16 protein-coding genes are annotated in these 20,479 nt (G+C 61.9%); 9 read left to right on the top strand and 7 right to left on the bottom strand.

All coding sequences use genetic code 11. From position 1 onward, the window contains the following. Positions 1-140: 140 nt before the first annotated feature. Positions 141-1,541, top strand: coding sequence for a dihydrolipoyl dehydrogenase (lpdA, locus tag AB4O09_RS01115; RefSeq protein ID WP_460107865.1), 1,401 nt, complete (start codon positions 141-143; stop codon positions 1,539-1,541). A 130-nt stretch (positions 1,542-1,671) separates the two neighbouring features. On the opposite strand, the gene AB4O09_RS01110 is transcribed toward lpdA, so the two are convergent. The 7 genes from AB4O09_RS01110 to AB4O09_RS01080 all read right to left on the bottom strand — a co-directional run bounded on the left by AB4O09_RS01110 (position 1,672) and on the right by AB4O09_RS01080 (position 10,951). Further along, positions 1,672-3,822, bottom strand: coding sequence for a tetratricopeptide repeat protein (locus AB4O09_RS01110; protein ID WP_028237755.1), 2,151 nt, complete (start codon positions 3,820-3,822; stop codon positions 1,672-1,674). Further along, positions 3,809-5,002 (bottom strand): DUF3142 domain-containing protein, encoded by a 1,194-nt coding sequence (locus tag AB4O09_RS01105; protein ID WP_013694618.1) that lies wholly within the window; start codon positions 5,000-5,002, stop codon positions 3,809-3,811. Before AB4O09_RS01105 ends, AB4O09_RS01110 begins: the two co-directional genes overlap by 14 nt. A 178-nt stretch (positions 5,003-5,180) precedes the next feature. Further along, entirely contained in the window at positions 5,181-5,996 is an 816-nt protein-coding gene (locus AB4O09_RS01100; RefSeq protein WP_003207038.1) for a class I SAM-dependent methyltransferase, read from the bottom strand. Next, on the bottom strand, positions 5,990-7,144 hold the full coding sequence (locus tag AB4O09_RS01095; protein WP_003207041.1) for an acyltransferase family protein: 1,155 nt from the start codon (positions 7,142-7,144) through the stop codon (positions 5,990-5,992). The genes AB4O09_RS01100 and AB4O09_RS01095 overlap by 7 nt, the downstream gene beginning before the upstream one ends. Further along, entirely contained in the window at positions 7,141-8,013 is an 873-nt protein-coding gene (locus AB4O09_RS01090; protein ID WP_003207043.1) for a class I SAM-dependent methyltransferase, read from the bottom strand. Before AB4O09_RS01090 ends, AB4O09_RS01095 begins: the two co-directional genes overlap by 4 nt. Then, positions 8,010-9,302, bottom strand: a complete 1,293-nt coding sequence (locus tag AB4O09_RS01085; protein ID WP_013694620.1) for a glycosyltransferase — start codon at positions 9,300-9,302, stop codon at positions 8,010-8,012. Before AB4O09_RS01085 ends, AB4O09_RS01090 begins: the two co-directional genes overlap by 4 nt. After that, positions 9,296-10,951: a glycosyltransferase gene (locus tag AB4O09_RS01080; protein WP_114731283.1), complete on the bottom strand. Its 1,656-nt coding sequence runs from the start codon at positions 10,949-10,951 to the stop codon at positions 9,296-9,298. Before AB4O09_RS01080 ends, AB4O09_RS01085 begins: the two co-directional genes overlap by 7 nt. A 426-nt stretch (positions 10,952-11,377) precedes the next feature. Here AB4O09_RS01080 and AB4O09_RS01075 point away from each other — a divergent pair, with 426 nt between their 5' ends. From AB4O09_RS01075 to AB4O09_RS01040, 8 genes are read left to right on the top strand one after another with little or no spacing between them, the layout of a single operon-like run. Beyond that, the gene (locus tag AB4O09_RS01075) at positions 11,378-12,292 is read left to right on the top strand and encodes a GDP-mannose 4,6-dehydratase (protein WP_003207046.1); all 915 of its coding nucleotides are present in this window, start codon (positions 11,378-11,380) and stop codon (positions 12,290-12,292) included. Continuing rightward, positions 12,289-13,257: a GDP-mannose 4,6-dehydratase gene (gmd, locus tag AB4O09_RS01070; protein WP_003207047.1), complete on the top strand. Its 969-nt coding sequence runs from the start codon at positions 12,289-12,291 to the stop codon at positions 13,255-13,257. The genes AB4O09_RS01075 and gmd overlap by 4 nt, the downstream gene beginning before the upstream one ends. A 3-nt stretch (positions 13,258-13,260) precedes the next feature. Then, complete coding sequence (locus AB4O09_RS01065; RefSeq protein WP_027912862.1) at positions 13,261-14,703, top strand: mannose-1-phosphate guanylyltransferase/mannose-6-phosphate isomerase; 1,443 nt, start codon at positions 13,261-13,263, stop codon at positions 14,701-14,703. Beyond that, positions 14,703-15,500, top strand: a complete 798-nt coding sequence (locus AB4O09_RS01060) for an ABC transporter permease (protein WP_003207049.1) — start codon at positions 14,703-14,705, stop codon at positions 15,498-15,500. The genes AB4O09_RS01065 and AB4O09_RS01060 overlap by 1 nt, the downstream gene beginning before the upstream one ends. Continuing rightward, a complete protein-coding gene (locus AB4O09_RS01055) occupies positions 15,500-16,765 on the top strand; it encodes an ABC transporter ATP-binding protein (RefSeq protein ID WP_003207050.1) in 1,266 nt (421 codons plus the stop codon). Before AB4O09_RS01060 ends, AB4O09_RS01055 begins: the two co-directional genes overlap by 1 nt. After that, complete coding sequence (locus tag AB4O09_RS01050; RefSeq protein WP_003207051.1) at positions 16,762-18,129, top strand: glycosyltransferase family 4 protein; 1,368 nt, start codon at positions 16,762-16,764, stop codon at positions 18,127-18,129. Before AB4O09_RS01055 ends, AB4O09_RS01050 begins: the two co-directional genes overlap by 4 nt. Further along, positions 18,120-19,250 (top strand): glycosyltransferase family 4 protein, encoded by a 1,131-nt coding sequence (locus tag AB4O09_RS01045; RefSeq protein WP_027912865.1) that lies wholly within the window; start codon positions 18,120-18,122, stop codon positions 19,248-19,250. Before AB4O09_RS01050 ends, AB4O09_RS01045 begins: the two co-directional genes overlap by 10 nt. Next, entirely contained in the window at positions 19,251-20,381 is a 1,131-nt protein-coding gene (locus AB4O09_RS01040) for a glycosyltransferase family 4 protein (protein WP_003207053.1), read from the top strand. It begins immediately after the preceding gene. Positions 20,382-20,479 lie beyond the last annotated feature (98 nt).

Below are 20,479 nucleotides of genomic sequence, written 5' to 3'. Positions count from 1 at the left end.
AACGATTCCTGTGAAATTTCCGTTTTGAATTCTTCATGACAAGGCCTGCGCCGACCTCTTGACTTAAGCCTTGACCGAAATCTCTGGAAACGCTCATATTACGACCATAATTTTTCATCAGGCCAAGCGGGAGAACAACGATGAGCAACTACGACGTGATCATTCTGGGCGGCGGACCCGGCGGGTATAACGCGGCGATTCGGGCCGGGCAATTGGGCTTGAAAGCCGCCTGTGTCGAAGGCCGAGCCACCCTGGGCGGCACCTGCCTGAACGTCGGCTGCATGCCCTCCAAGGCCTTGCTGCATGCCTCTGAACTGTACGAAGCCGCCACGGGAACGGAATTCGCCAACCTGGGCATTGAAGTCAGCCCCACCCTCAACCTTGCGCAGATGATGAAGCAGAAGGACGAAAGCGTGGCCGGCCTGACCAAGGGCATCGAGTTTCTGTTTCGCAAGAACAAGGTCGACTGGATCAAAGGCTGGGGCCACATCGACGGGCCGGGCAAGGTGACCGTTACAGGCGACGATGGCACCAAGACCGAACTCAGCGCCAAGGACATCGTCATCGCCACCGGCTCGGAACCCACGCCCCTGCCAGGCGTGACCATCGATAACCAGCGTATCCTCGACTCCACCGGCGCCTTGTCCCTGAGTGAGGTGCCCCGACATCTGGTGGTGATCGGCGCCGGCGTCATCGGCCTCGAACTGGGTTCGGTCTGGCGACGCCTGGGTGCCCAGGTGACCGTGGTCGAATACCTCGATCGCATCTGCCCGGGGGTAGATGGCGAGGCCGGCAAGACCCTGCAACGAGCCTTGGGCAAACAGGGCATCCAGTTCAAGTTGAGTTCGAAGGTCACCGGAGCCATTCCCTCGGCCAGCGGCGTGCAACTGCAGATCGAACCGGCGGCGGGCGGCGAAGCACAGACCCTGGACGCCGATTACGTGCTGGTCGCCATCGGTCGTCGGCCTTACACGCAAGGACTGGGGCTGGAGAACGTCGGACTGAGCCCTGATAAGCGCGGCATGCTCGCCAACCAGCATCACCGGACCGAAGCGCCCGGCGTCTGGGTCGTCGGTGATGTGACGTCCGGACCGATGCTGGCCCACAAGGCCGAGGACGAAGCCATGGTCTGCATCGAACAGATCGCCGGCAAGGCCGCCGAGGTCAACTATGCGCTGATTCCCAGCGTCATCTACACCCGTCCGGAACTGGCCAGCGTCGGCAAGACCGAGGAACAGCTCAAGGCCGAAGGCCGTGCCTACAAGGTCGGCAAGTTCCCCTTCACCGCCAACAGCCGGGCCAAGATCAACCATGAGACCGAAGGGTTCGCCAAGGTCCTGGCCGATGAACGCACCGATGAGATCCTTGGCGTGCACCTGGTCGGCCCGAGCGTCAGTGAGATGATCAGTGAATACTGCGTGGCCATGGAGTTCAGCGCCTCAGCCGAGGACATCGCCCTGACCTGCCACCCACACCCTACCCGCTCGGAGGCGTTGCGCCAGGCGGCCATGAATGTGGAGGGGATGGCGACGCAGATGTAGGGGCACGCCCCATTGGCGATACCCCCCTGTGGGAGCGAGCTTGCTCGCGATGGGGCAATCACATACGCCTTTGTAGCGTCTGTTATGCCGTCATCGCGAGCAAGCTCGCTCCCACAATGGGTTATTCAGCTTAGGAGGCCGACATCCGCGCCTTGCGCCGGCGGCGGCTGATCAGCCCCAACGCCACCGCCACTACCAGCACCACACCGCCCATTTGCAGCCACCCCTTGTAAGGTCGCAACATCGAACGAATCGGGTCCAGGGCCTGGGTGACGTAGCGTTTATCGGCCTTGTTGAACTCTGGATAAGGGCACTGGTAACCAAAGTTCCATGCCCAATCCACATACGGGCCTTCCTTCACGTACCGTTGATACAACGCGCTCTGCTCTTCAAGGCTGGAGTTGTACCCCACCGCGTTACACAACACCGCCGCAAACGCCTGGCTGGTATGCGGCAAATGATCCGCCGCCTGACTCGCCAACGCCGTGGCAACAAACCGATAGTGATAACGCATGTCCGGCTGCGCCGCGCTGGCCTGCTGGCGTTGCACTTCGCCTTCGGCCACCAGCGGCCCAACCTTCAGTTCAACCGGTTCCAGGCTGTAGTTGCCTCCCAGGCTGGCGTAATCCGGCGCCATCTCATAGCCGAGCAACTCCATGCCCCATTTGCGCGCCATCCAGGACGCATTGAAATACGCCTCGGCCCGTCGGGTTGGCCACCATTTGGACTCCGCGTCCTGGCGCAATTGCCCATAGGCGCGGGCCTTGTTCTGCAAGTCTGCGTTATCGAAATAAGCCGGTGCCTCATCAAAGCGCCCTTCCCTCAGCAAGCGACGACCCAGCAGATTGCGCAGGCTCGCAGCCACGGGCAGCGGCACATAGTTGTCCCGATCCTCCTGGCTCAACGCCGGTGGCGCCGGGACTTGGGCGTCAACGTACTGCTTGAGCTCATCCACCGTCAGCACACGCTCGGCGACTGCGGCAGCGTCGTACCAATAGTTGCTCTGGCCGCGATAGAGCTGATCGAAGGCTTGCAGGTAATCGCCGCGCTGCAAGGCCAGGATCGCGCTTTCACCTTCGACCCGGCACTTGGGCTGCACCGACTCGAAGTTCCAATCCGGTGTCCGCCGGCCGCCCCATGACTCATCGTTCGGGAAAGCCTGGGCGGCCTTGGCATAAGCCGCCGCTGCGGCCACTTTGTCGCCGTCGCGCAAGGCCAGCTTGGCACGCACCCACCAGGCCAGGCCGGTGTCGGAAGCCTTCTGCACAAAAGCCTGGGCGCTGGCGTAATCGCCGTGCTGGTAACTCACCGCCGCCAAACGATCGGCATCGTCCAGGTTGTCCCGGGCGTTGGCTCGCAACAGTTCGAACAGCCTTTTATCGCCAGAGGGTTCTTCACCGTCCCACCAGCCGACGCGGCTGAGCAGGTAGGCAGTGACCAATCGCTGCACCGCCTTGGACTTGAGCAATTCGCTCAAGCGCTCATCCGGTTGGGCGCTCAAATCACCGGCCAATTGCAGCAACGAGCTGTAGCCCACCGGGGAGCCTTGCAGGTTCTGGATCGCATACAGGCCGATGGCACTGTCCCAATCGTCAGCGGTGTAGGCCACCCGGGCTTCTTCGCCAAGGCTGGCGATGCCCAGTTCCAGCGGATCGCTGAAGCCGGAAATGCTCAACTCGCGGGCCTGGCGAAACGCCGCTCGCGCCTGGTCCTGCAAAACCACAGGGTCGCCGCTGCCGGCCTCGGTGCTCACGGCGAACAAGGCCCGTCCGAGGGAGTACGCGGCCCAGGTGCTGCGCAACCGACGTTGGTCGGCCGGTAACGCCAGCAACTGCTGGAACGCTTCCACGGCGCGCTGATGCTCACCGACGTTGAAAGCCGCCGCACCAATCGCATACAGGCGCAGTTCATCAGGCAGGTTGGCCGCTTCGGCTGCCACCTGGTCGACATCGGTCAGGGCTCGCAGGCGCTCCACCACCGCTTGCTGCGGTGGGGTCAGGCCGATCTGCTCGGCCTGGTTGCGTTGCTCAACGTAGGAAGACGGGGCGTCATAGCTGTAGTCCGGGTTGCGCGTCGCCTCGGTGGCCGGCTTGAGCCCGGCAATCGGCTGGCCGAGGCGGCTGACCTCGAAGCGAAAGCTGCCTTCGGGCAATTCGGCCAGCGACTGGGCGCGGTTATCCAGCAGGCGCATCGGGAAATCCGGCCCGCAGGCCAGCGCCGGGCCCAGCGGCAGACAAAGGCTCAGACACAGTAGGTGACGAGGCCACTTACGGGTAAACATTGAAACCTCCTTGGTCAATTTTCGTACAGCGCGCCCAGCCGATTGCCCGTTGGCTGCCAGCAGCCAAGCGGCCTTCCTGAATGCGGGTGAAGGTAAGCAGTCCGGGGGTTTGTTGCAACGTATAACCGGCCAAGGCATCGACGCCGTCACACGCGCCAACAGCCAGCGTCAGGCGCTGGGGCCAGGGGCTGTCGAGATTGCCCTGGTTAACCAGGCGGATATCGTACAAACCACCCTGCTCCTCCCACTGCAACGCCAGCCGACTGTCCAGGTTGTCCCCCCGGGCGACGGCACCGAGCGTGGTCAGGCTCCACGCCCGTCGGTCGCCGGCCAGCGGCAGGCGAAACCAGATCAGCCCAGCGAGATGTTTCGGCGGATCGGCACGCAAATCTACCGCAAGCCCGGCCACTTGTTGCGGATCGGCCAGCAATTCCCGCCGCTCGCCAGCGCGATCGATCGGCACTTCGCTTTCCACCACAGGAGCGCCACTTTCCTGGGTCAGCAGCGCGACACCGTAGGCCGGCAAGGCCAGATAAAACGGCTTCTTGGTGACCCCGTTCCAGCGTTGTGCCCAGCGCCGGGCCTGTTTCGGATCGAACAATCCCTGCCGTGGATCGCTCACCGCGTGGACCTGCAGCACGCTGCTGTCCGCCGTTTCCAACAAACCCGGCAAGGCAGGGCTGTCGAGCCAGGCCGGTAGCGCGGTAATACTCAGCCGCACGTTGGCCGGCAGGACTTGCCGCAGTTGGCCGAGGAATTTTCCATAGGCCGGCAACCGTGCGTTGCCGGCATCGTGGTCGATTTCTACCCCCACAGGGGTCAGACCTTGGGCTTGCCAATCGCCCAGCACCTGCTGGATCTGGGCGATCACCTCATCCTGGTCCAGGGCCTTGAGCTGGCCGTCCAGGCGAATCACGGCGATCAGCGGGCGGCCGTCAGCCTTGAGCAAGGCCGGATCGATCCGCGCACGGCTCCAGCCCGCCCCGGGAAAAGCCTGCAACGCCAGCACCCGCAGGCTGGAGAAATCGCCACGGCTCTGGCGCAGCGCCGGCTCGTGGGCCTTGGTCCATTGGCGCTGCCAGACATACAGCTGTTGATCGAGAGCCGGAGCCGGGGGTTGTTCGCAGCCCCCCAAAAGCAACACGGCGAGGGCCAAAGAGAGCCGGAAAAAAACAGTCATGAAGCCTTAACCACCCATCAAAGGCCAGCAGATTACCGCCACTCGGGTCGAAGCGAAAATGGTGCAGAGGAGATTTGATCCTGCTGTGGGAGCAAAGCTTGCTCGCGAAGCAGGCACCTCGATTCCCGGAGGACCGCGTCGCATTTATCGCGGGCAAGCCTTGCTCCCACAGAGGGCATCACTCAGGCTTGCGCGCAATAATCACCTGACTCTTGGCCACCACCGCATCCAGCGCCTGCTTGATCTGCGCGCCGCGCGGCGAATTCAGCACGGCTTGCCAGGTGTCGGCCCAATGATTGAGCAACGGGTGGTCGGCGTTGCTGAAATCGACCTTGGCCTCCCAGAACAACAGCATCCACATCGACCAGTAGAAACCGTATTGGCTGTGGCTCAACACCGTAAGCCCAGCCTCGCTGACCATCGCCTTGAACTGCTCTTCGCTGATGATGCGAATGTGGTTGGGCTTGCGGAAGTACTCCGGCGCGGCGATGTCCTTTTGCAGGTCTTCGGAGCTGGGATGCGGCACGCTCAACAGGTACAGCGCACCGGGCTGGCCGACCCGTACCAGTTCGGCAAGGAACTGCGCCGGGTCGTCGACATGTTCGATGACTTCCGTGGACACCACTCGCGTGGCCGTGGCGTCGGCAATGGGCAGCGGGTTGCAGTCGGTCACGTGGCACTCGACGCCGCGCGCGGGGGTGTCGCTCAAGCGCTGGCGAGTAGCCTCGACCTTGGCCGCGTCGATGTCGGCGATGATGATCTTCGCCCCGCGCATCGCACAAAAATGCACGTTGCCGCCATCGCCGCACCCCACGTCCAGCAGCGTGTCCTCAGGGGTCACCGGGAAACCGGTGAACAGTTCGCCGGTTTGCTGGTTGAACCAGCCGCTGAGCATCGCATCGTGCAGCCCGAGCATATACGGGTCGACCTTGTCGGCGACCGGCTCAGCGGGCGCGGGCGTGCCCGTGGTGAGTTTCTTCAAAAGGCTCAGCATGACGGGGCTCCAGAGACAGGAAGGACGGTTCGGGCGGCGGCCAGGCGCTCAACCAGTTGAGCGCCACGATTGCGCATGGGCATTTCGACCCAGCGGTAGTTGAGTTCGCTCAACAGTCCGATCAGCGACAAGGCACAGGCCAGGGCCAGCCAGGGATGGCTTGCCGGATCCGGCGAGCCCAAGGGTGCGAAACGAAACCACAACTCGCGCAACAGGAAAAACACCGGGATGTGGATCAGGTAGATCCCATAGGAACGACTGCCCACCCAGGTCAGCGCCGTTTTAAAACGGCTGCGGGGCAACAGGTAATCCCGATCATAGGAGGCCACCCAGACCAGCACGGCACTGAGCACTGCAATGACCCCGAGGCGGTAGAACGACAAATTGAAGTGCTCGGTCGCGATCCAGGCCATCACGCTGCCCAGGCCCAGCACCAACAGCATCCCCAAGGGCGGGTGGCGCAACCACGTGGGCTCAAAGCGCCAGTAGCTGGGCCGCAGGCTCCAGATCGACAGCAACACACCCAGCGCCAGGGCATCGGTACGGATCACCGACAGCCACAGCGCCCGCCAGGTGAAAAACTGCACCAGCACCACCGCCAACAGCACCCACACCAGATAGCGGCGCGAGACAAACACCAGCAACGGCAGGATCAAATAGAACTGCTCCTCCAGGGAAAGCGTCCAGTACACGAAACTTGCGCCGTATTCATAGTGCATGAACGCATCGGCAAAACGCAGGTTGGCGAACTGCAGGAAACCGGCCAGGGTCGCCTGCAGGTTGGCCTGCACGCTGCCGAACGCGCCGGAACGGTTCAGGAAGAACACCGCGAACAGCACCAGCAGCAGCCAGAGCCAGGCCGACGGCAACAGGCGAAACGCCCGGCGAATCCAGAAATCCCGGGTGACGATCCAGAATTGCCGAGGGCTGTCGCAGCGACGCAATTGCGGGATCAGGCTGCGTCCGATGACGAACCCGGATATCGCGAAGAACAGATCCACGCCCCACCACAGTTGGAAGCTGTCGGCCAAGGCGGCCAGGCCCGGCCATCCGCCAGGAAACGGCATGCCTTGCAGGTGATGGAACAACACGCCCATCACCGCAACGGCGCGCAGCAACTCGATGTCCATGATCCGCTTGCTGCTCATGAAGTGCTCCCGGAGAAAGGATCGGGTTTACGCGCGATGATGACCTGGCTCTTGGGCATGAACCGGTCGAGCACCTGCTTGATCGCCAAACCGTCAGGTTGCATCAGCAAGTCCTGCCAGAGGCTCGCCCAGCGCTCCATCAACGCTGGATACGGCGCCTGGATACGGTCACGCACCGCACCTTCGAGGTCCCGGCCAGCCGCCTGTTCGCTGGCCCAGAAGAAAATCATGCCCATGACCCAGAAAAATCCGCTGGCCTGGCGATGCTCGATTACCAGCCCGGCCTCCTCCACCAGCGCGGCAAATCGTTCGGCACTGAAAATCTGCACATGGTTGGGCGCTTGAAAGTAGCCCGGCGGCGCGATGCCTTGTTGCAAATGCTCGCCCACCGATGCCGGTACGCTGAGCAAGTACTGCGCCCCTGGCCGGCCCATGCGCACCAGTTCAGCCATGAACGGCTCCGGCTCATGGATATGCTCGAGCACCTCCATGCAGACGATCTTGTTCGCACAGCCATCGGCCAGGGGCAGCGGCAGGCTGTTGCTGACCAGGCCCAGGAAAGGCGCACCGGCCTGGGCCTCGACCTGGCGGGCCAGGTCGCGCACCTTGTCTTGTTCGCTGTCGGTAAAGATCACGGAGGCACCCTGGCGCATTGCAAACAGGGTCGCCACGCCTTCGCCGCAGCCGACATCCAGCAAGGTGTCGTCGGCAGTGATGGCAAAGCCTTTGAGCAATTCGCCGGTTTCACTGCGAAACCAGCCGTCGAGCATCGCGTCGTAGAGGCCGGCATTCCGGGGCGAAACGGCGGTCGCCGGCGGTGGCGAAGGTTCCACCGCAGGCCTGAGCCCGGCCAGCCATCGGCGGATCACGACTCCTGCGCGTTCCGGCGCCGCTCAGGTATGGCTTCGAAGAAAACCCGCAAACGCTGCTCGGCGTTGGCCTGGCTGCAGAACTTCTCCAGGCTGCGCACGGCGTGGGCCGACATGCGGCGGTAACGCTCAGGGTCGTTTTTGGCCACGTCATAACTGGCGCGGTAGGCCGAACACAGCGAGTCCCAATCAGTGACATAACGCAGGGTCCGGTACGCGGCCCGGGGGTCGTGGGGCCAGGCGGTCAACTCCTCGGTCGACTCCACCACAAACGCATTGTCGTGGTCGATGTAGTCGGCCATCGCCGTGTTCAGCGGCGCAATCGCCGGGCGGCCGCAGGACATGAACTCCATCAACGGCAGGCACTGCCCTTCGCCATAGGAACTGTTGACCACATATCGGGTGGCTTCCACCAGCCGCTCGTAATCCGCGTCCGCCAGGTAGCCATGTATCAGCACGATGCGGCAGCGGTACGCCTGGTTCTTGTAGACGTGATGGAGCATGTCGGTGAGCGCGGCAGTGACGTCGTGATGCGTCAGCTTGAGCACTAGAGTCGCATCGGAAACGTCGCGGAACGTCGCGCAAAATGCGCTGATCATGTCCTTCCAGTTCTTGCGGCCGTCATAAGGATTGAACACGGAGGTATAGATCACACCGTCCAGGAGCAACTCGCAATCCTGCGCCGGGCCGTCCAGCACCAGCGGCGTACCAGCCTGATGCGCCGGCGGACCATAAGGCCGCAGGTCGGTGGTGCGGCTGTCGATCAACAGGCCACGCAATTGCAGGCGCATGTGATCCACTGTCGGCCGCTGGGCCAGCACCGCGCCGCGCGCCGCAAAGCGGTCCCACACCGGCGCCGCGATGGCAGTGATGGGGAAGTCCTCTCCCATCACTTCACGAACGGTTTTAACGGTGAAGCTGGAGTGGGTAATCGCCATGCCGGTTGCGCCCAGGACCACTCGCCAGTCGTGCCGGGGTTCGCCCTGCCAGCTTTCGGTAGGAATGGTGCTGAACTCCCAGGCGAACACCGCAATTGTCGGGCAAGCGTAGTGGGCAGCGGTACGATGAGGGGGGGAGAACGACAGGAATACGCAATCCTCGCCACGTGCCAGGCAATCGGCGTAAAACTGATCGACCTCATCATCAGGCCGAGTCACTTCGACGACCCGTCCCAACCGCTCCAACACCGGGCGAAACTCCTTGAGCACGAAGTAATAGCTGTACTCGGGCTTGCCGAGGTTTTCCAGAATGTTGCTCTGGTTGGTTTCCGAATAAATGATGATCAACATGAGGCGGTACCTGCCTGGAGCACCAACGGCAGCCCTTCGTCACAACCGGGCACAGCCAGGAAATCCACCAGGCGCTGCTGCACCGGGGTGAACGCGCAATAGCGGCGCATCCGCTCGTTCGCGGCAACGGCCATGGCCTGGTAGGCCTGCGGCTGGTGCTTCGCCATGGCGTAGCTCTGCTGGTAGGCGAGTTTCAATGAGCCCCAGTCGGGCCGATGGCGCAGGGTGCGGTACAAGATGCGCGAGTCTTCCGGCCAGATGGTCGGTTCGCGGCTGGACTTGACGATGAAGGCCACCTCGTCGTCGATGTAGTCGCGCATCGCCGTGTGGTCCGGTGCGATGACCGGGCGGGCGCAGGACATGAACTCCATCAATGGCAGGCACAGGCCTTCGCAGCGGGACGCATTGACGTAGAAACTCGCCGCGCCATACAGCCGGGCGAATTGTTCGTCCTCCAGGTAACCGTGCATCACCACCACCCGGCAACTGAACGGCGACAGCTGGGACAGCAGCGTCAACAGCTCGACGTAGTAGGTCGACAGGTCGTTCTGAGTCATTTTCAGTACCAGCGTGGCGTCCTCGACGTCGCGCAGGGCCCAACAGAATGCGGTGATCAAATGATGCCAGTTCTTGCGACCGTCATCGGGGTTGAACACGCTGACGTACACCACCCCGCTGACGTCGGTCTCCACCACCTGGCTGGTGTCCGGCAGGACGGCTTGGGGATGTTCCGATGAGGCGGGCTCTGGAATGGGTTCTGGAATGGGTTCTGGAACAGGCTCTGGAGCGGTCTCGACGATCACCGGCGGCGGTGCCGGCCCCCTCAGGATCCTGCTGACCGCAACGCGTATCGGCACCGGTATCAAGTCGCGGACCGCTTCTCGATACCAGCACAACAGGCTGTGCTTGAACAGCCACACAGGGCCCTGCTCGGTCTTGCCGGTAAAGGCACGAATCATTTCACGCAGGTAATGGCGGGAAATGAATGCCCGCCGCCGCCAAGTCAGGGGTGGTGGCTCGATGACTGGCTCGATGATCGGCTCTGGTTCCGGTTCTGGCTCCGGCGCCTCTTCGAAGATCGGCGCGATCAAGCCGTCCGCCGAAAGCCCGAGGGGCCGGCTGTCGATGATGCAGCCCTTGATCTGCAAGGTCGTACCCGGGTTCACCGGCAAGCTTGGGTGTTGCTCACGAACCGCCGCGAAACGCTCCCACAGCGGCGTGGGCAATACCAACACCGGGAAGTCCTCGCCCAAAGTTCGACGGATCGCCTCGGCCGTGTGGCTGGACAGCGTAATCACCCGACCATGACGGGCCAGCGTGCGGCTCCAGTCATGGCGCAGGTCGTCGTCCCAGTGCTCGGCCGGGATCGAATCGAACTCCCAGGCCACCACGCAGACCATCGGACAAAGCAGGTCGAGCGGCGTCTTGTGCGGAGGTGAGAACGAAAGGAACAAGCAGTCCTGCCCGGCCGCCTGCAACGTTTGGTAAAGCGGATCGACCTCGGCGACCGACGACACCACATGCACCGGCCCCAGGCTTTCCAGTACGGGACGATAGGCCTTGAGCACGAAGTAATAGCTGTACTCAGGGCGGCCGAGGCTCTGGCTGATGGAGTGATCGTTTACGTCCGAGTAAAGAATGAAATTCATGGGATCCCATCATGGCGCCGCCATCCCGGCAGCCCCACTTCATGACGGTCGAGTCACGCATCGAGCCGGCCCGGGGCCGCCACGTGTCGTTCGTCTTGCTACCCGTCTCGTTCTTGTTTTTTTGTGGTCCGGCCCCAGCGATCCGACTTGAAGATCAGCACCAGGAGCAACGTGACGAGGGGCATTCTAAACACATCCACCAAGGGTTCGTGAACCGCTCGGCGAGAATAAACCCGCTATAAATATGAGAACTGACCGGTCACGGTTTGCGCTGTTGAAATTGCGTCGAAATTGGCACAGATTGGCAACCAAACAACTACAACAAACGCTTCTCCAGGCTGATCGTTGAGTGATTTTTCCCCGATCTTACGGAAATTTCCCACTCGGTTCGCACTAGACGAAGCAACCGTCGAAGGAGGCTGGTGCTTGAAAAAACGTCTGTTCGTTACGGGCCTCAGCGGTTTCGTTGGACGTCACCTCAAATCTCGACTGAACGGTCATGATTTGGCGTGGCAGGTGATGCCTGTCGCTGCCCGCTACGACCTGATGGATGCCAAGACCCTGGAAGGCCTCTGGCCCGAGATTCCCGACGCCGTGATCCACCTGGCGGGCCAGACGTTTGTTCCTGAAGCCTTCCGCGATCCGGCGCGCACCCTGCACATCAACCTGCTGGGCACCTTGAACCTGCTCCAGGCCCTCAAGACCCGGGGTTTCACCGGGACGTTCCTGTACGTCAGCTCCGGTGATGTCTATGGTCAAGTCAGCGAAGACCACCTGCCGATTACCGAACTGCAACTGCCCTCCCCGCGCAACCCGTATGCCGTGAGCAAGCTGTCGGCCGAACTGCTGAGCCTGCAATGGGGCATGAGCGAAGGTTGGCCGGTGCTGGTGGCCCGCCCGTTCAATCACATCGGTCCCGGGCAGAAGGACAGCTTCGTCATTGCCAGCGCCGCCCGGCAAATCAGCCGGATCAAGCTGGGCCTGCAACCGGCTCGGCTGCAAGTGGGCGATATCGACGTAACCCGCGACTTCCTTGATGTCGGCGATGTGATTTCGGCCTACGTGGCCCTGCTGGACAAAGGCGCCCCGGGGCAGGTCTACAACATCTGCTCGGGCCGCGAGCAGAGCATTCGCAGCCTGATCGAACAACTGGGCGATATCGCCCAGATCGACGTGCAACTGATCCAGGACCCTGCGCGTCTTCGCCGCGCAGAACAGCGTCGCGTCTGTGGTAGCCCAGCCAAGCTACGACAGGCCACCGGATGGACGCCTGAAACAACAACACAACAATCCTTGCGGGCGATCCTGTCCGACTGGGAGATACGGGTACAACAAGAATGAAAAGTGCATTGATCACAGGGATCACCGGTCAAGACGGCGCGTATCTGGCCAAGTTGCTGCTCGACAAGGGTTACAAGGTCCACGGCCTGGTGGCACGACGAAGCAGCGACTCGCGCTGGCGGCTGCGAGAGATGGGCATCGAACAGGACATCGTTTACCTGGACGGTGACATGGCCGATGCCTGCTCGGTGCAACGGGCCGTGATCAAGTCGGCACCGGACGAGGTGTACAACCTGGCCGCGCAAAGTTTCGTCGCGGCCTCCTGGGACCAACCCGTGACCACCGGCATTGTCGATGGACTGGGGGTCACCCACCTGCTCGAAGCCATTCGCCAGTTCAGCGTGCATACGCGCTTCTACCAGGCGTCCACCAGCGAAATGTTCGGCCTGATCCAGGCCGAACAGCAGGACGAGCACACCCCGTTTTACCCACGCAGCCCCTATGGCGTGGCGAAACTGTACGGTCACTGGATCACCGTCAACTACCGGGAAAGCTTCGGCCTGCATGCCAGCAGCGGCATCCTGTTCAACCACGAGTCACCGCTGCGTGGCATCGAGTTCGTCACCCGCAAGGTCACCGACGCTGCAGCACGCATCAAGCAGGGCAAGCAGCAGGAGTTGCGCCTGGGCAATATCGACGCCAAGCGCGACTGGGGCTTTGCCGGCGATTACGTCGAGGCCATGTGGCTGATGTTGCAACAGGACACTCCCGACGATTACGTAGTGGCCACGGGCGTCACCACCACTGTGCGCGAGATGTGCAGGATTGCCTTCGAACACGTGGGCCTGGACTACCGTGACTTCGTCAAGATCGACCCGGCGTTTTTCCGCCCGGCCGAAGTCGAAGTGCTACTCGGCAACCCGGCCAAGGCACAACGCGTCCTGGGCTGGAAGCCCAGGACCGACCTCGACACCCTGATCCGCATGATGATGGATGCGGACATGAAACGCGTCGCCAAGGAGTAGGCCATGCTCATTCCCGTGATTCTTTCCGGAGGGGCCGGGACGAGGTTGTGGCCGGTGTCCCGCGAGGGCCATCCCAAGCCCTTCATGCTCTTGCCCGACGGCCAGTCGCTGCTGGGCAAGACCTATCGACGTGCCGCGGGATTGTTCGACGGCCGGGGCGACATCGTCACCGTCACCAATCGCGAGTACTACTTCCAGAGCCGCGACCACTATCAAAGCGCCCACCTGGAGCGTCATCGCGGTCACTTCGTGCTCGAACCAACGGGCCGCAACACCGCGCCGGCCATTGCTACGGCCGCCCTTGCGGTGCAGGCCCTGCACGGTGACGATGCGATCCTGGTGGTCATGCCTGCCGATCACCTGATCCAGGATGAGGCAGCCTTCCAGACCTCCGTGGCGCACGCCGTGGAACTGGCCAAAAACGGCCACCTGGTGACCTTCGGTGTACTGCCCTCGGCGCCGGAAACCGGCTTCGGCTATATCGAACGGGGCAAGCCCCTGGATACCAAGGGCGCGGCCAAGGTCGTGCGCTTCGTCGAAAAACCCGACCTGCAGACCGCCACGCAATATCTGGAAAGCGGCCGTTTCCTGTGGAACTCGGGGATGTTCTGCTTCTCGGTCAAGACCCTGCTGACGGAGCTGCAAGCCCATGCCCCCGAGCTGTTGGAACAGGCGCGAACCTGTGTCACGGCCAGCACGGCGGTGGAAACCTCAGGGTGTGTGCAGCAGGAATTGTCCGCAGCGCATTTCGCCGAAATGCCGGACATCTCCATCGACTACGCCTTGATGGAACGCTCCGCCAACGTCGTGGTGATCCCGGCCGCCTTCGATTGGAGCGATATCGGCTCCTGGAGCGCCGTCGCCAGCCTGGTGCCCGCCGACGGGCAAAACAACCGCACCACTGGCGACGCCCTGTTTATCGACAGCCAGAACAACTTCGTCCAGAGCGACGGCCGCCTGGTGGCCGCCCTGGGCGTGGAAAACCTGATCATCATCGATACCGCCGACGCCGTGCTGGTGGCCCATGCCGACCGTGCCCAGGATGTGCGCCGCGTTGCCCGGCAACTCAAGGACAAGGACCACGAAGCCTATCGCCTGCACCGCACGGTCAGCCGTCCATGGGGCAGTTATACCGTGCTCGAAGAGGGCCCACGCTTCAAGATCAAGCGCATCGTGGTCAAGCCTGGCGCGTCGCTGTCGCTGCAAATGCACCACCATCGCAACGAACACTGGGTGGTGGTCGAAGGCATGGCCAAGGTCACCAACAACGGCTCGGGTTCGCACCTGGTCGCCAAGAACGAATCGACTTTCATCCCCGCCGGCCACAAGCATCGCCTGGAGAATCCCGGCGTGATCGACCTGGTCATCATCGAGGTCCAGAGCGGCGAATACCTGGGGGAAGACGACATCGTCCGCTTCGAAGATCACTATGGCAGGGCCGTCTGATGCTGCTGGCCTTGCAACGCACATTGTGGAGCTATCGCGGCTTCGTCCTTGGCAGCGTCAAGCGCGAGTTCCAGGCGCGGTATCGCAACTCGTTGTTCGGCGCGTTGTGGACGGTGCTCAACCCGTTGTCGATGATCCTCGTCTACACAGTAATTTTTTCCCACATCATGCGTGCCCGCCTGCCCGGGGTGGAAGACGGCATGGCCTACAGTGTCTACCTCTGCGCCGGGCTGCTGACCTGGGGGTTGTTCGCGGAAATCACCACCCGCAGCCAGGGCATGTTTCTGGAAAACGCCAACCTGCTGAAGAAGATCAGCTTCCCCCGGATCTGCCTGCCGGTGATCGTGCTGTTCAACGCCGGAATCAACTTCGCAATCATCCTCGGGCTGTTTCTCGGTTTCCTGTTGATCACCGGGCGCTGGCCGGGCATTACCTTGCTGGCCTTGGTACCGCTGCTGGCCCTGCAAGTGATGTTCGCCGCGGGGTTGGGCATGCTGCTGGGGATCCTCAACGTGTTTTTCCGTGATGTCGGGCAGTTGTTCGGCATTTGCCTGCAATTCTGGTTCTGGCTCACGCCGATCGTTTACCCGATGACGATCCTGCCGCCGCCGATCCAGCAATTGCTCGCTTTCAATCCCATGACCGCCCTGATGCAGAGCTACCAGAACCTGTTTCTCTACAACCAATGGCCGGTCTGGAGCTCGCTGGTGCCGTTGCTGGTGGTCGGCCTGCTGTTATGCGCCTTGGGCTTGCGCATGTTTCGTCGACGCGGCGGTGAAATGGTGGACGAACTCTGATGGGACATTTGCGCGTCAGTGGCCTGGGCAAGGCCTACAAGCAGTATCCGAACCGCTGGAGCCGGCTGTTCGAATGGTTGATCCCCTTTTCCCGCCAGCGTCATCAGTTGCACTGGATCCTGCAAGGCGTGGATTTCGAGATCCAGCCCGGGGAAGCCGTCGGCATCGTCGGGGTCAACGGTGCCGGCAAAAGCACGTTGCTCAAGATGATCACCGGTACCACCCAACCCACCTGCGGCCACATCCAGTTGCAAGGTCGTGTCGCCGCACTGCTGGAACTGGGCATGGGCTTTCATCCAGACTTCACCGGCCGCCAGAACGCGTTCATGGCCGGACAGCTGCTAGGCATGCAGGTGGAAGAAATCGAAGCCTTGATGCCCGAGATCGAAGGGTTTGCTGAAATCGGCGAGGCCATTGACCAACCGGTACGCACCTATTCCAGCGGCATGCAGATGCGCCTGGCTTTCAGCGTCGCCACCGCCCGGCGTCCGGACATCCTGATCGTCGACGAGGCGCTGTCAGTGGGCGACGCCTACTTCCAGCACAAGAGCTTCGAGCGCATCCGCAGCTTCCGCAAGGCCGGAACCACGCTGCTGATCGTGTCCCACGATCGCTCGGCGATCCAGTCAATCTGCGACACCGCCATCCTGCTGGAGCACGGGCGCATGGCGATGCGCGGCAAGCCCGAAGAAGTGATGGATTATTACAACGCGATGCTGGCCCAGCGCGAAGGCCAGGTGGTCCGCCAGGAAATGCTCGCCAACGGCCAGGTGCGCACGATTTCCGGCACCGGCGAAGCCGGCATCATCGATGTACAACTGCTCAACAGTCAGGGGCAGCCGGTGGAAGTGGCCGAGATCGGCCAGCCGATGGTGTTGCAAGTGCGGGTTGAAATCCGCCAGGACATCGAGCGGCTGGTGCTGGGCTTTTTGATCAAGGACCGTCTTGGCCAGCCCATGTACGGCATCAATACCCATCGCCAGGACAAAGCTGTGACCGACCTCAAGGCCGGCGAACAGATCACCTTCCGCTTCAGCTTCGATATGCGCCTGGGCAAGGGCAATTACTCCGTCGCGCTCAGCCTGTCGCGGCTGGATTCGCACCTGGACCGTAATTTCGAATGGCGCGACTACGGGTTGGTGTTTCACGTCATCAATAATCGCCAGGAGGATTTCGTCGGCTGTTCCTGGCTCCAGGCCGAGACCTGCATCCGGCGTTCGAGCCAGCCTGTCGTCGAAGCGGTGCCGCAAAAGGAGTTGCCATGAGCCGTCTGTTGGTGGAATGCACCTATGTGTTCGAACACCCGGAAGTCAATTCCGGCATTCAGCGCGTCGTGCGCAATGTGATTCGCGAACTGCCGGCCAAGGATGGCGAACGTGAATGCATCCCAGTGGTCATGCTGCAGGGCAAGTTGTACGAGGCCAAGAGCCTGGCACCGCTGTCGACCAATAAACTGGATCTGGTCAGCCTACGGATCCGCTGGGAACAGATGGCCAACCTGTTCTGGTTCTGGCACAGGACGCTCGCACGGCAGTGGCCCTTCAGCCGATCATTGTGGGCCCGTCGCCTCCTGTACGTTGGCTGCCGACTGTTCGCCTTCGGCTTCTTGAGCATACCGATACGTTTGTTCGACCGTGCCCTCAAAGGCCAAGAGCTGCCGAAGCGTTGCGTACCGCTGGAGCATCGGGCCGGCGATCAACTGGTCTTGCTCGATTCATCCTGGCACTCGGATATCTTCCCCCTGGCCGAACAGCTCAAGCGCGATGGCGTCGGGATCATCTCGGTGGTCTACGACCTGATTCCCCTGTCTCATCCACAATTCTGCGACGCCGGGCTGGTCAAGGTGTTCAATCATTGGTTCGACTGGATTGCCCGCACCGCCGACGGCTACATCGCCATCTCCGCCACCATCCGTGACCAGCTGCGCCAGGAAATGGTCCGGCGCATTGGCGAGCAGCAGGTACAAGAACGCTGGTTCGACTATTTCCACCTGGGCAGCGAACTGGACCAGATAAACGCCGCCCACGCCGTCGATACGAAGTTGCTGCGGCTGTTCAAGCGCCCCGAGCCGGTGTTCCTGATGGTCAGCACCATCGAGCCGCGCAAAAACCACGCTTATCTGCTCGATGCATTCGATCGGGCCTGGGCTGCCGGCTCCCAGGCGCGGCTGTGCGTCGTCGGGAAGATCGGCTGGAAATGCGAGGCGTTGATCGAACGTATCGAGCGTCATCCACAACTCAACAGCCGCCTGTTCATGTTCAACAATCTCTCGGACCAAAGCCTGGAACACGCCTATCGCCACGCCACTGCGTTGGTGTTCCCGTCCTATGTGGAAGGCTTCGGCCTGCCCCTTGTGGAAGCCATGCAGCGCGGCTTGCCGGCGATGGGCAGCGACATTGAAGTGTTTCGGGAAATCGGCGGTGAGTTCATGGCCTACTTCGATCTCGACGATCCTCAAAGCCTGGCAAACCTGGTCATCGACATGGAGCATACCGGGGTATTCCCGGCCAAGCGCAACCTGGAACAATGGCAATGGCTGAGTTGGCACCAGGCCAGTGCGCAATTGGTGGAGCGGATCGAGGGCCACGTTAACGAAGTCATCGTCGACCGGGAAACAGCATGCGGATAGCCCTCAACGCACGCATCCTCCAGGCGCCACGTACCGGCATCGGCCAATACGTGTCGGAACTGGCCACTGCCCTGGTCCGGGAGCCTGATGTGCAGTTGTCGCTGTTCCACGGCTGGGGCTGGAACTCGCAGCTGCCACAAGCGCCCACGCCTGGCTATTCGAGATTCAGTCCCTTGTTGCGGCGGGTTCCGGGTGCCTATCAGGCGCGACGCTGGCTGGAACAGAAACGCTTTGACCAAGGCCGTCCCGAGGCCATCGACCTGTACCACGATCCCAGCCTGTGGCCGCTGGCCTTTGACGGCCCGACGGTGATGACCCTGCATGACCTGACACATGTGCGTTATCCCGAGACGCAACCGCCGGCACGCCTGAAAGAGATCGAGCGGCGGCTGGCCCGGGCGGTGGAGCAGGCGCAACTGATCATGACCGTTTCGCAGTTCATCGCCGACGAGGTGCAACAGCATTTCGGCCTCCCCACCGAGCGCCTGCGGGTCGCTCCGCTGGGCGTGGCGGCGCGTTTCCATCCGCGCGAACCCGCAGCCATTGACGCCGTACTCAAGGCCCACGGCCTGGAGCACGGTCGTTACTTTCTATGTGTCGGCACCCTGGAGCCGCGCAAGAACCTGTCACTGGCCCTGCGTGCCCACGCCGGGCTTCCTGAATCCGTACGTCAGACCTTTCCTTTGTTCATCGTAGGAATGAGCGGATGGCAACAGGCGCAGCTCAATGATGAGTTGAAAGGCGCCCTGGCTGGCGGTCATGTTTGTCTGGCGGGTTACCTGCCTGACGAACAGGTCGCCCAACTGTTGGCGGGGGCACGGGCACTGATTTTCCCGTCCTACTACGAAGGCTTTGGCCTGCCGGTGCTTGAAGCCATGGCCAGTGGTACACCGGTGATTACCACCCGCTGCTCGGCGATGCCCGAGGTGGCGGGACCAGCCGGAAATTATTGCGAGCCGGACGATCCGCAAGGCATGCGAGAAGCCATGGGCCGGTTGATGGAAGATCCCCAGCACTGGCAAGCGTGTCGCGAAGCGGGGTTGCAACAAGCGGCGCTTTTTTCCTGGGAACGCTGTGCGAAGGTCACCGCCCAAGCGTATCGCCAGGTCTTGGGAGGTTGAATGCGAGTCCTGCACTTTTACAAAACCTATTTGCCAGACTCCATGGGCGGCATCGAACAGGTCATCTTCCAGCTGTGCGACAGCACTGACCGATTGGGTATCGATAACACCGTGTTGGCCCTGAGCAGGCAGCCGGCGCCCGAGCCGATCAAGATCCGACAGCATGTCGTTCATCAGGCGCGAATGGACTTCCAACTGGCGTCCACCGGCTTCTCCTACAGCGTGTTCAGGAAATTCCGTGAGCTGGCCGCCGAAGCGGACGTGATCAACTACCACTTCCCCTGGCCGTTCATGGACCTGGTGCATTTTTTCACCTGCGTGAAAAAACCCTACATCGTGACCTACCATTCGGACATCGTTCGCCAGCGGCACCTGCTCAAGCTCTATCGCCCCTTGATGCGGCGCTTTCTGGACGGCGCCGAGCGCATCGTCGCGGCGTCGCCGAACTATGTTCATACCAGCGATGTGCTCAAGCAATACCCCACCAAGACCCGGATCATCACCTACGGCCTGAACAAGACCAGTTATCCACAGCCTGACGCCGAGCGCATGGCGGGGTGGAAGGCAAAACTGGGCGAGCGTTTCTTTTTGTTCGTGGGGGTGATGCGGTACTACAAAGGCCTGCACATTCTGCTCGACGCCCTCAAAGGCGTGGATTACCCCGTGGTCATCGTGGGTGCCGGCCCGCTGGAAAAACAACTGCATGCCCAGGCGGCGGCATTGGGCCTGCGCAACCTGCATTTCCTCGGACGCCTGGGGGACGAAGACAAGGTCGCGCTGCTGGAACTGAGTTATGCCATCGTGTTCCCTTCGCACTTGCGCTCCGAAGCCTTCGGCATCTCGCTGCTCGAAGGCGCGATGTTCGGCAAACCGATGATCTCCAGCGAAATCGGCACCGGCACCAGCTACATCAATGTCCACGAAGAAACCGGCCTGGTGGTGCCACCGAGCAATCCCGAAGCTTTTCGCGAGGCGATGCGCACCCTGTGGGAAAACCCGGCACAAGCCCAGGCAATGGGCGCCAGAGCCGAAGCCCGTTACCGACAGTTGTTCACGTCTGAAGAGATGGGCCGCAAGTGGGTGCGGCTATACGAGGAACTGCTGGAGGAAAAGGCGCTTTCCTACGCATAGGTCTACTGGAACGATGCAATTGCTGTGGTGAGGGACCTGTCTCTGTCATGTGGGAGCAAAGCTTGCTCGCGAAACAGGCGCCTCGATCTCTGAAAGAC

The organism is Pseudomonas sp. H1_F01 (assembly GCF_054681425.1).
The sequence above is the reverse complement of the archived record's forward strand: the minus strand, read 5'-3'. Positions and strand labels throughout refer to the sequence as shown.

Excerpts from the sequence above, each read along its gene's own strand:
- lpdA (WP_460107865.1), top strand. The coding sequence starts at position 141 with ATGAGCAACTACGACGTGATCATTCTGGGCGGCGGACCCGGCGGGTAT.
- AB4O09_RS01110 (WP_028237755.1), bottom strand. The coding sequence starts at position 3,822 with ATGTTTACCCGTAAGTGGCCTCGTCACCTACTGTGTCTGAGCCTTTGT.
- AB4O09_RS01105 (WP_013694618.1), bottom strand. The coding sequence starts at position 5,002 with ATGACTGTTTTTTTCCGGCTCTCTTTGGCCCTCGCCGTGTTGCTTTTG.
- AB4O09_RS01100 (WP_003207038.1), bottom strand. The coding sequence starts at position 5,996 with ATGCTGAGCCTTTTGAAGAAACTCACCACGGGCACGCCCGCGCCCGCT.
- AB4O09_RS01095 (WP_003207041.1), bottom strand. The coding sequence starts at position 7,144 with ATGAGCAGCAAGCGGATCATGGACATCGAGTTGCTGCGCGCCGTTGCG.
- AB4O09_RS01085 (WP_013694620.1), bottom strand. The coding sequence starts at position 9,302 with ATGTTGATCATCATTTATTCGGAAACCAACCAGAGCAACATTCTGGAA.
- AB4O09_RS01080 (WP_114731283.1), bottom strand. The coding sequence starts at position 10,951 with ATGAATTTCATTCTTTACTCGGACGTAAACGATCACTCCATCAGCCAG.
- gmd (WP_003207047.1), top strand. The coding sequence starts at position 12,289 with ATGAAAAGTGCATTGATCACAGGGATCACCGGTCAAGACGGCGCGTAT.
- AB4O09_RS01065 (WP_027912862.1), top strand. The coding sequence starts at position 13,261 with ATGCTCATTCCCGTGATTCTTTCCGGAGGGGCCGGGACGAGGTTGTGG.
- AB4O09_RS01060 (WP_003207049.1), top strand. The coding sequence starts at position 14,703 with ATGCTGCTGGCCTTGCAACGCACATTGTGGAGCTATCGCGGCTTCGTC.
- AB4O09_RS01055 (WP_003207050.1), top strand. The coding sequence starts at position 15,500 with ATGGGACATTTGCGCGTCAGTGGCCTGGGCAAGGCCTACAAGCAGTAT.
- AB4O09_RS01050 (WP_003207051.1), top strand. The coding sequence starts at position 16,762 with ATGAGCCGTCTGTTGGTGGAATGCACCTATGTGTTCGAACACCCGGAA.
- AB4O09_RS01045 (WP_027912865.1), top strand. The coding sequence starts at position 18,120 with ATGCGGATAGCCCTCAACGCACGCATCCTCCAGGCGCCACGTACCGGC.
- AB4O09_RS01040 (WP_003207053.1), top strand. The coding sequence starts at position 19,251 with ATGCGAGTCCTGCACTTTTACAAAACCTATTTGCCAGACTCCATGGGC.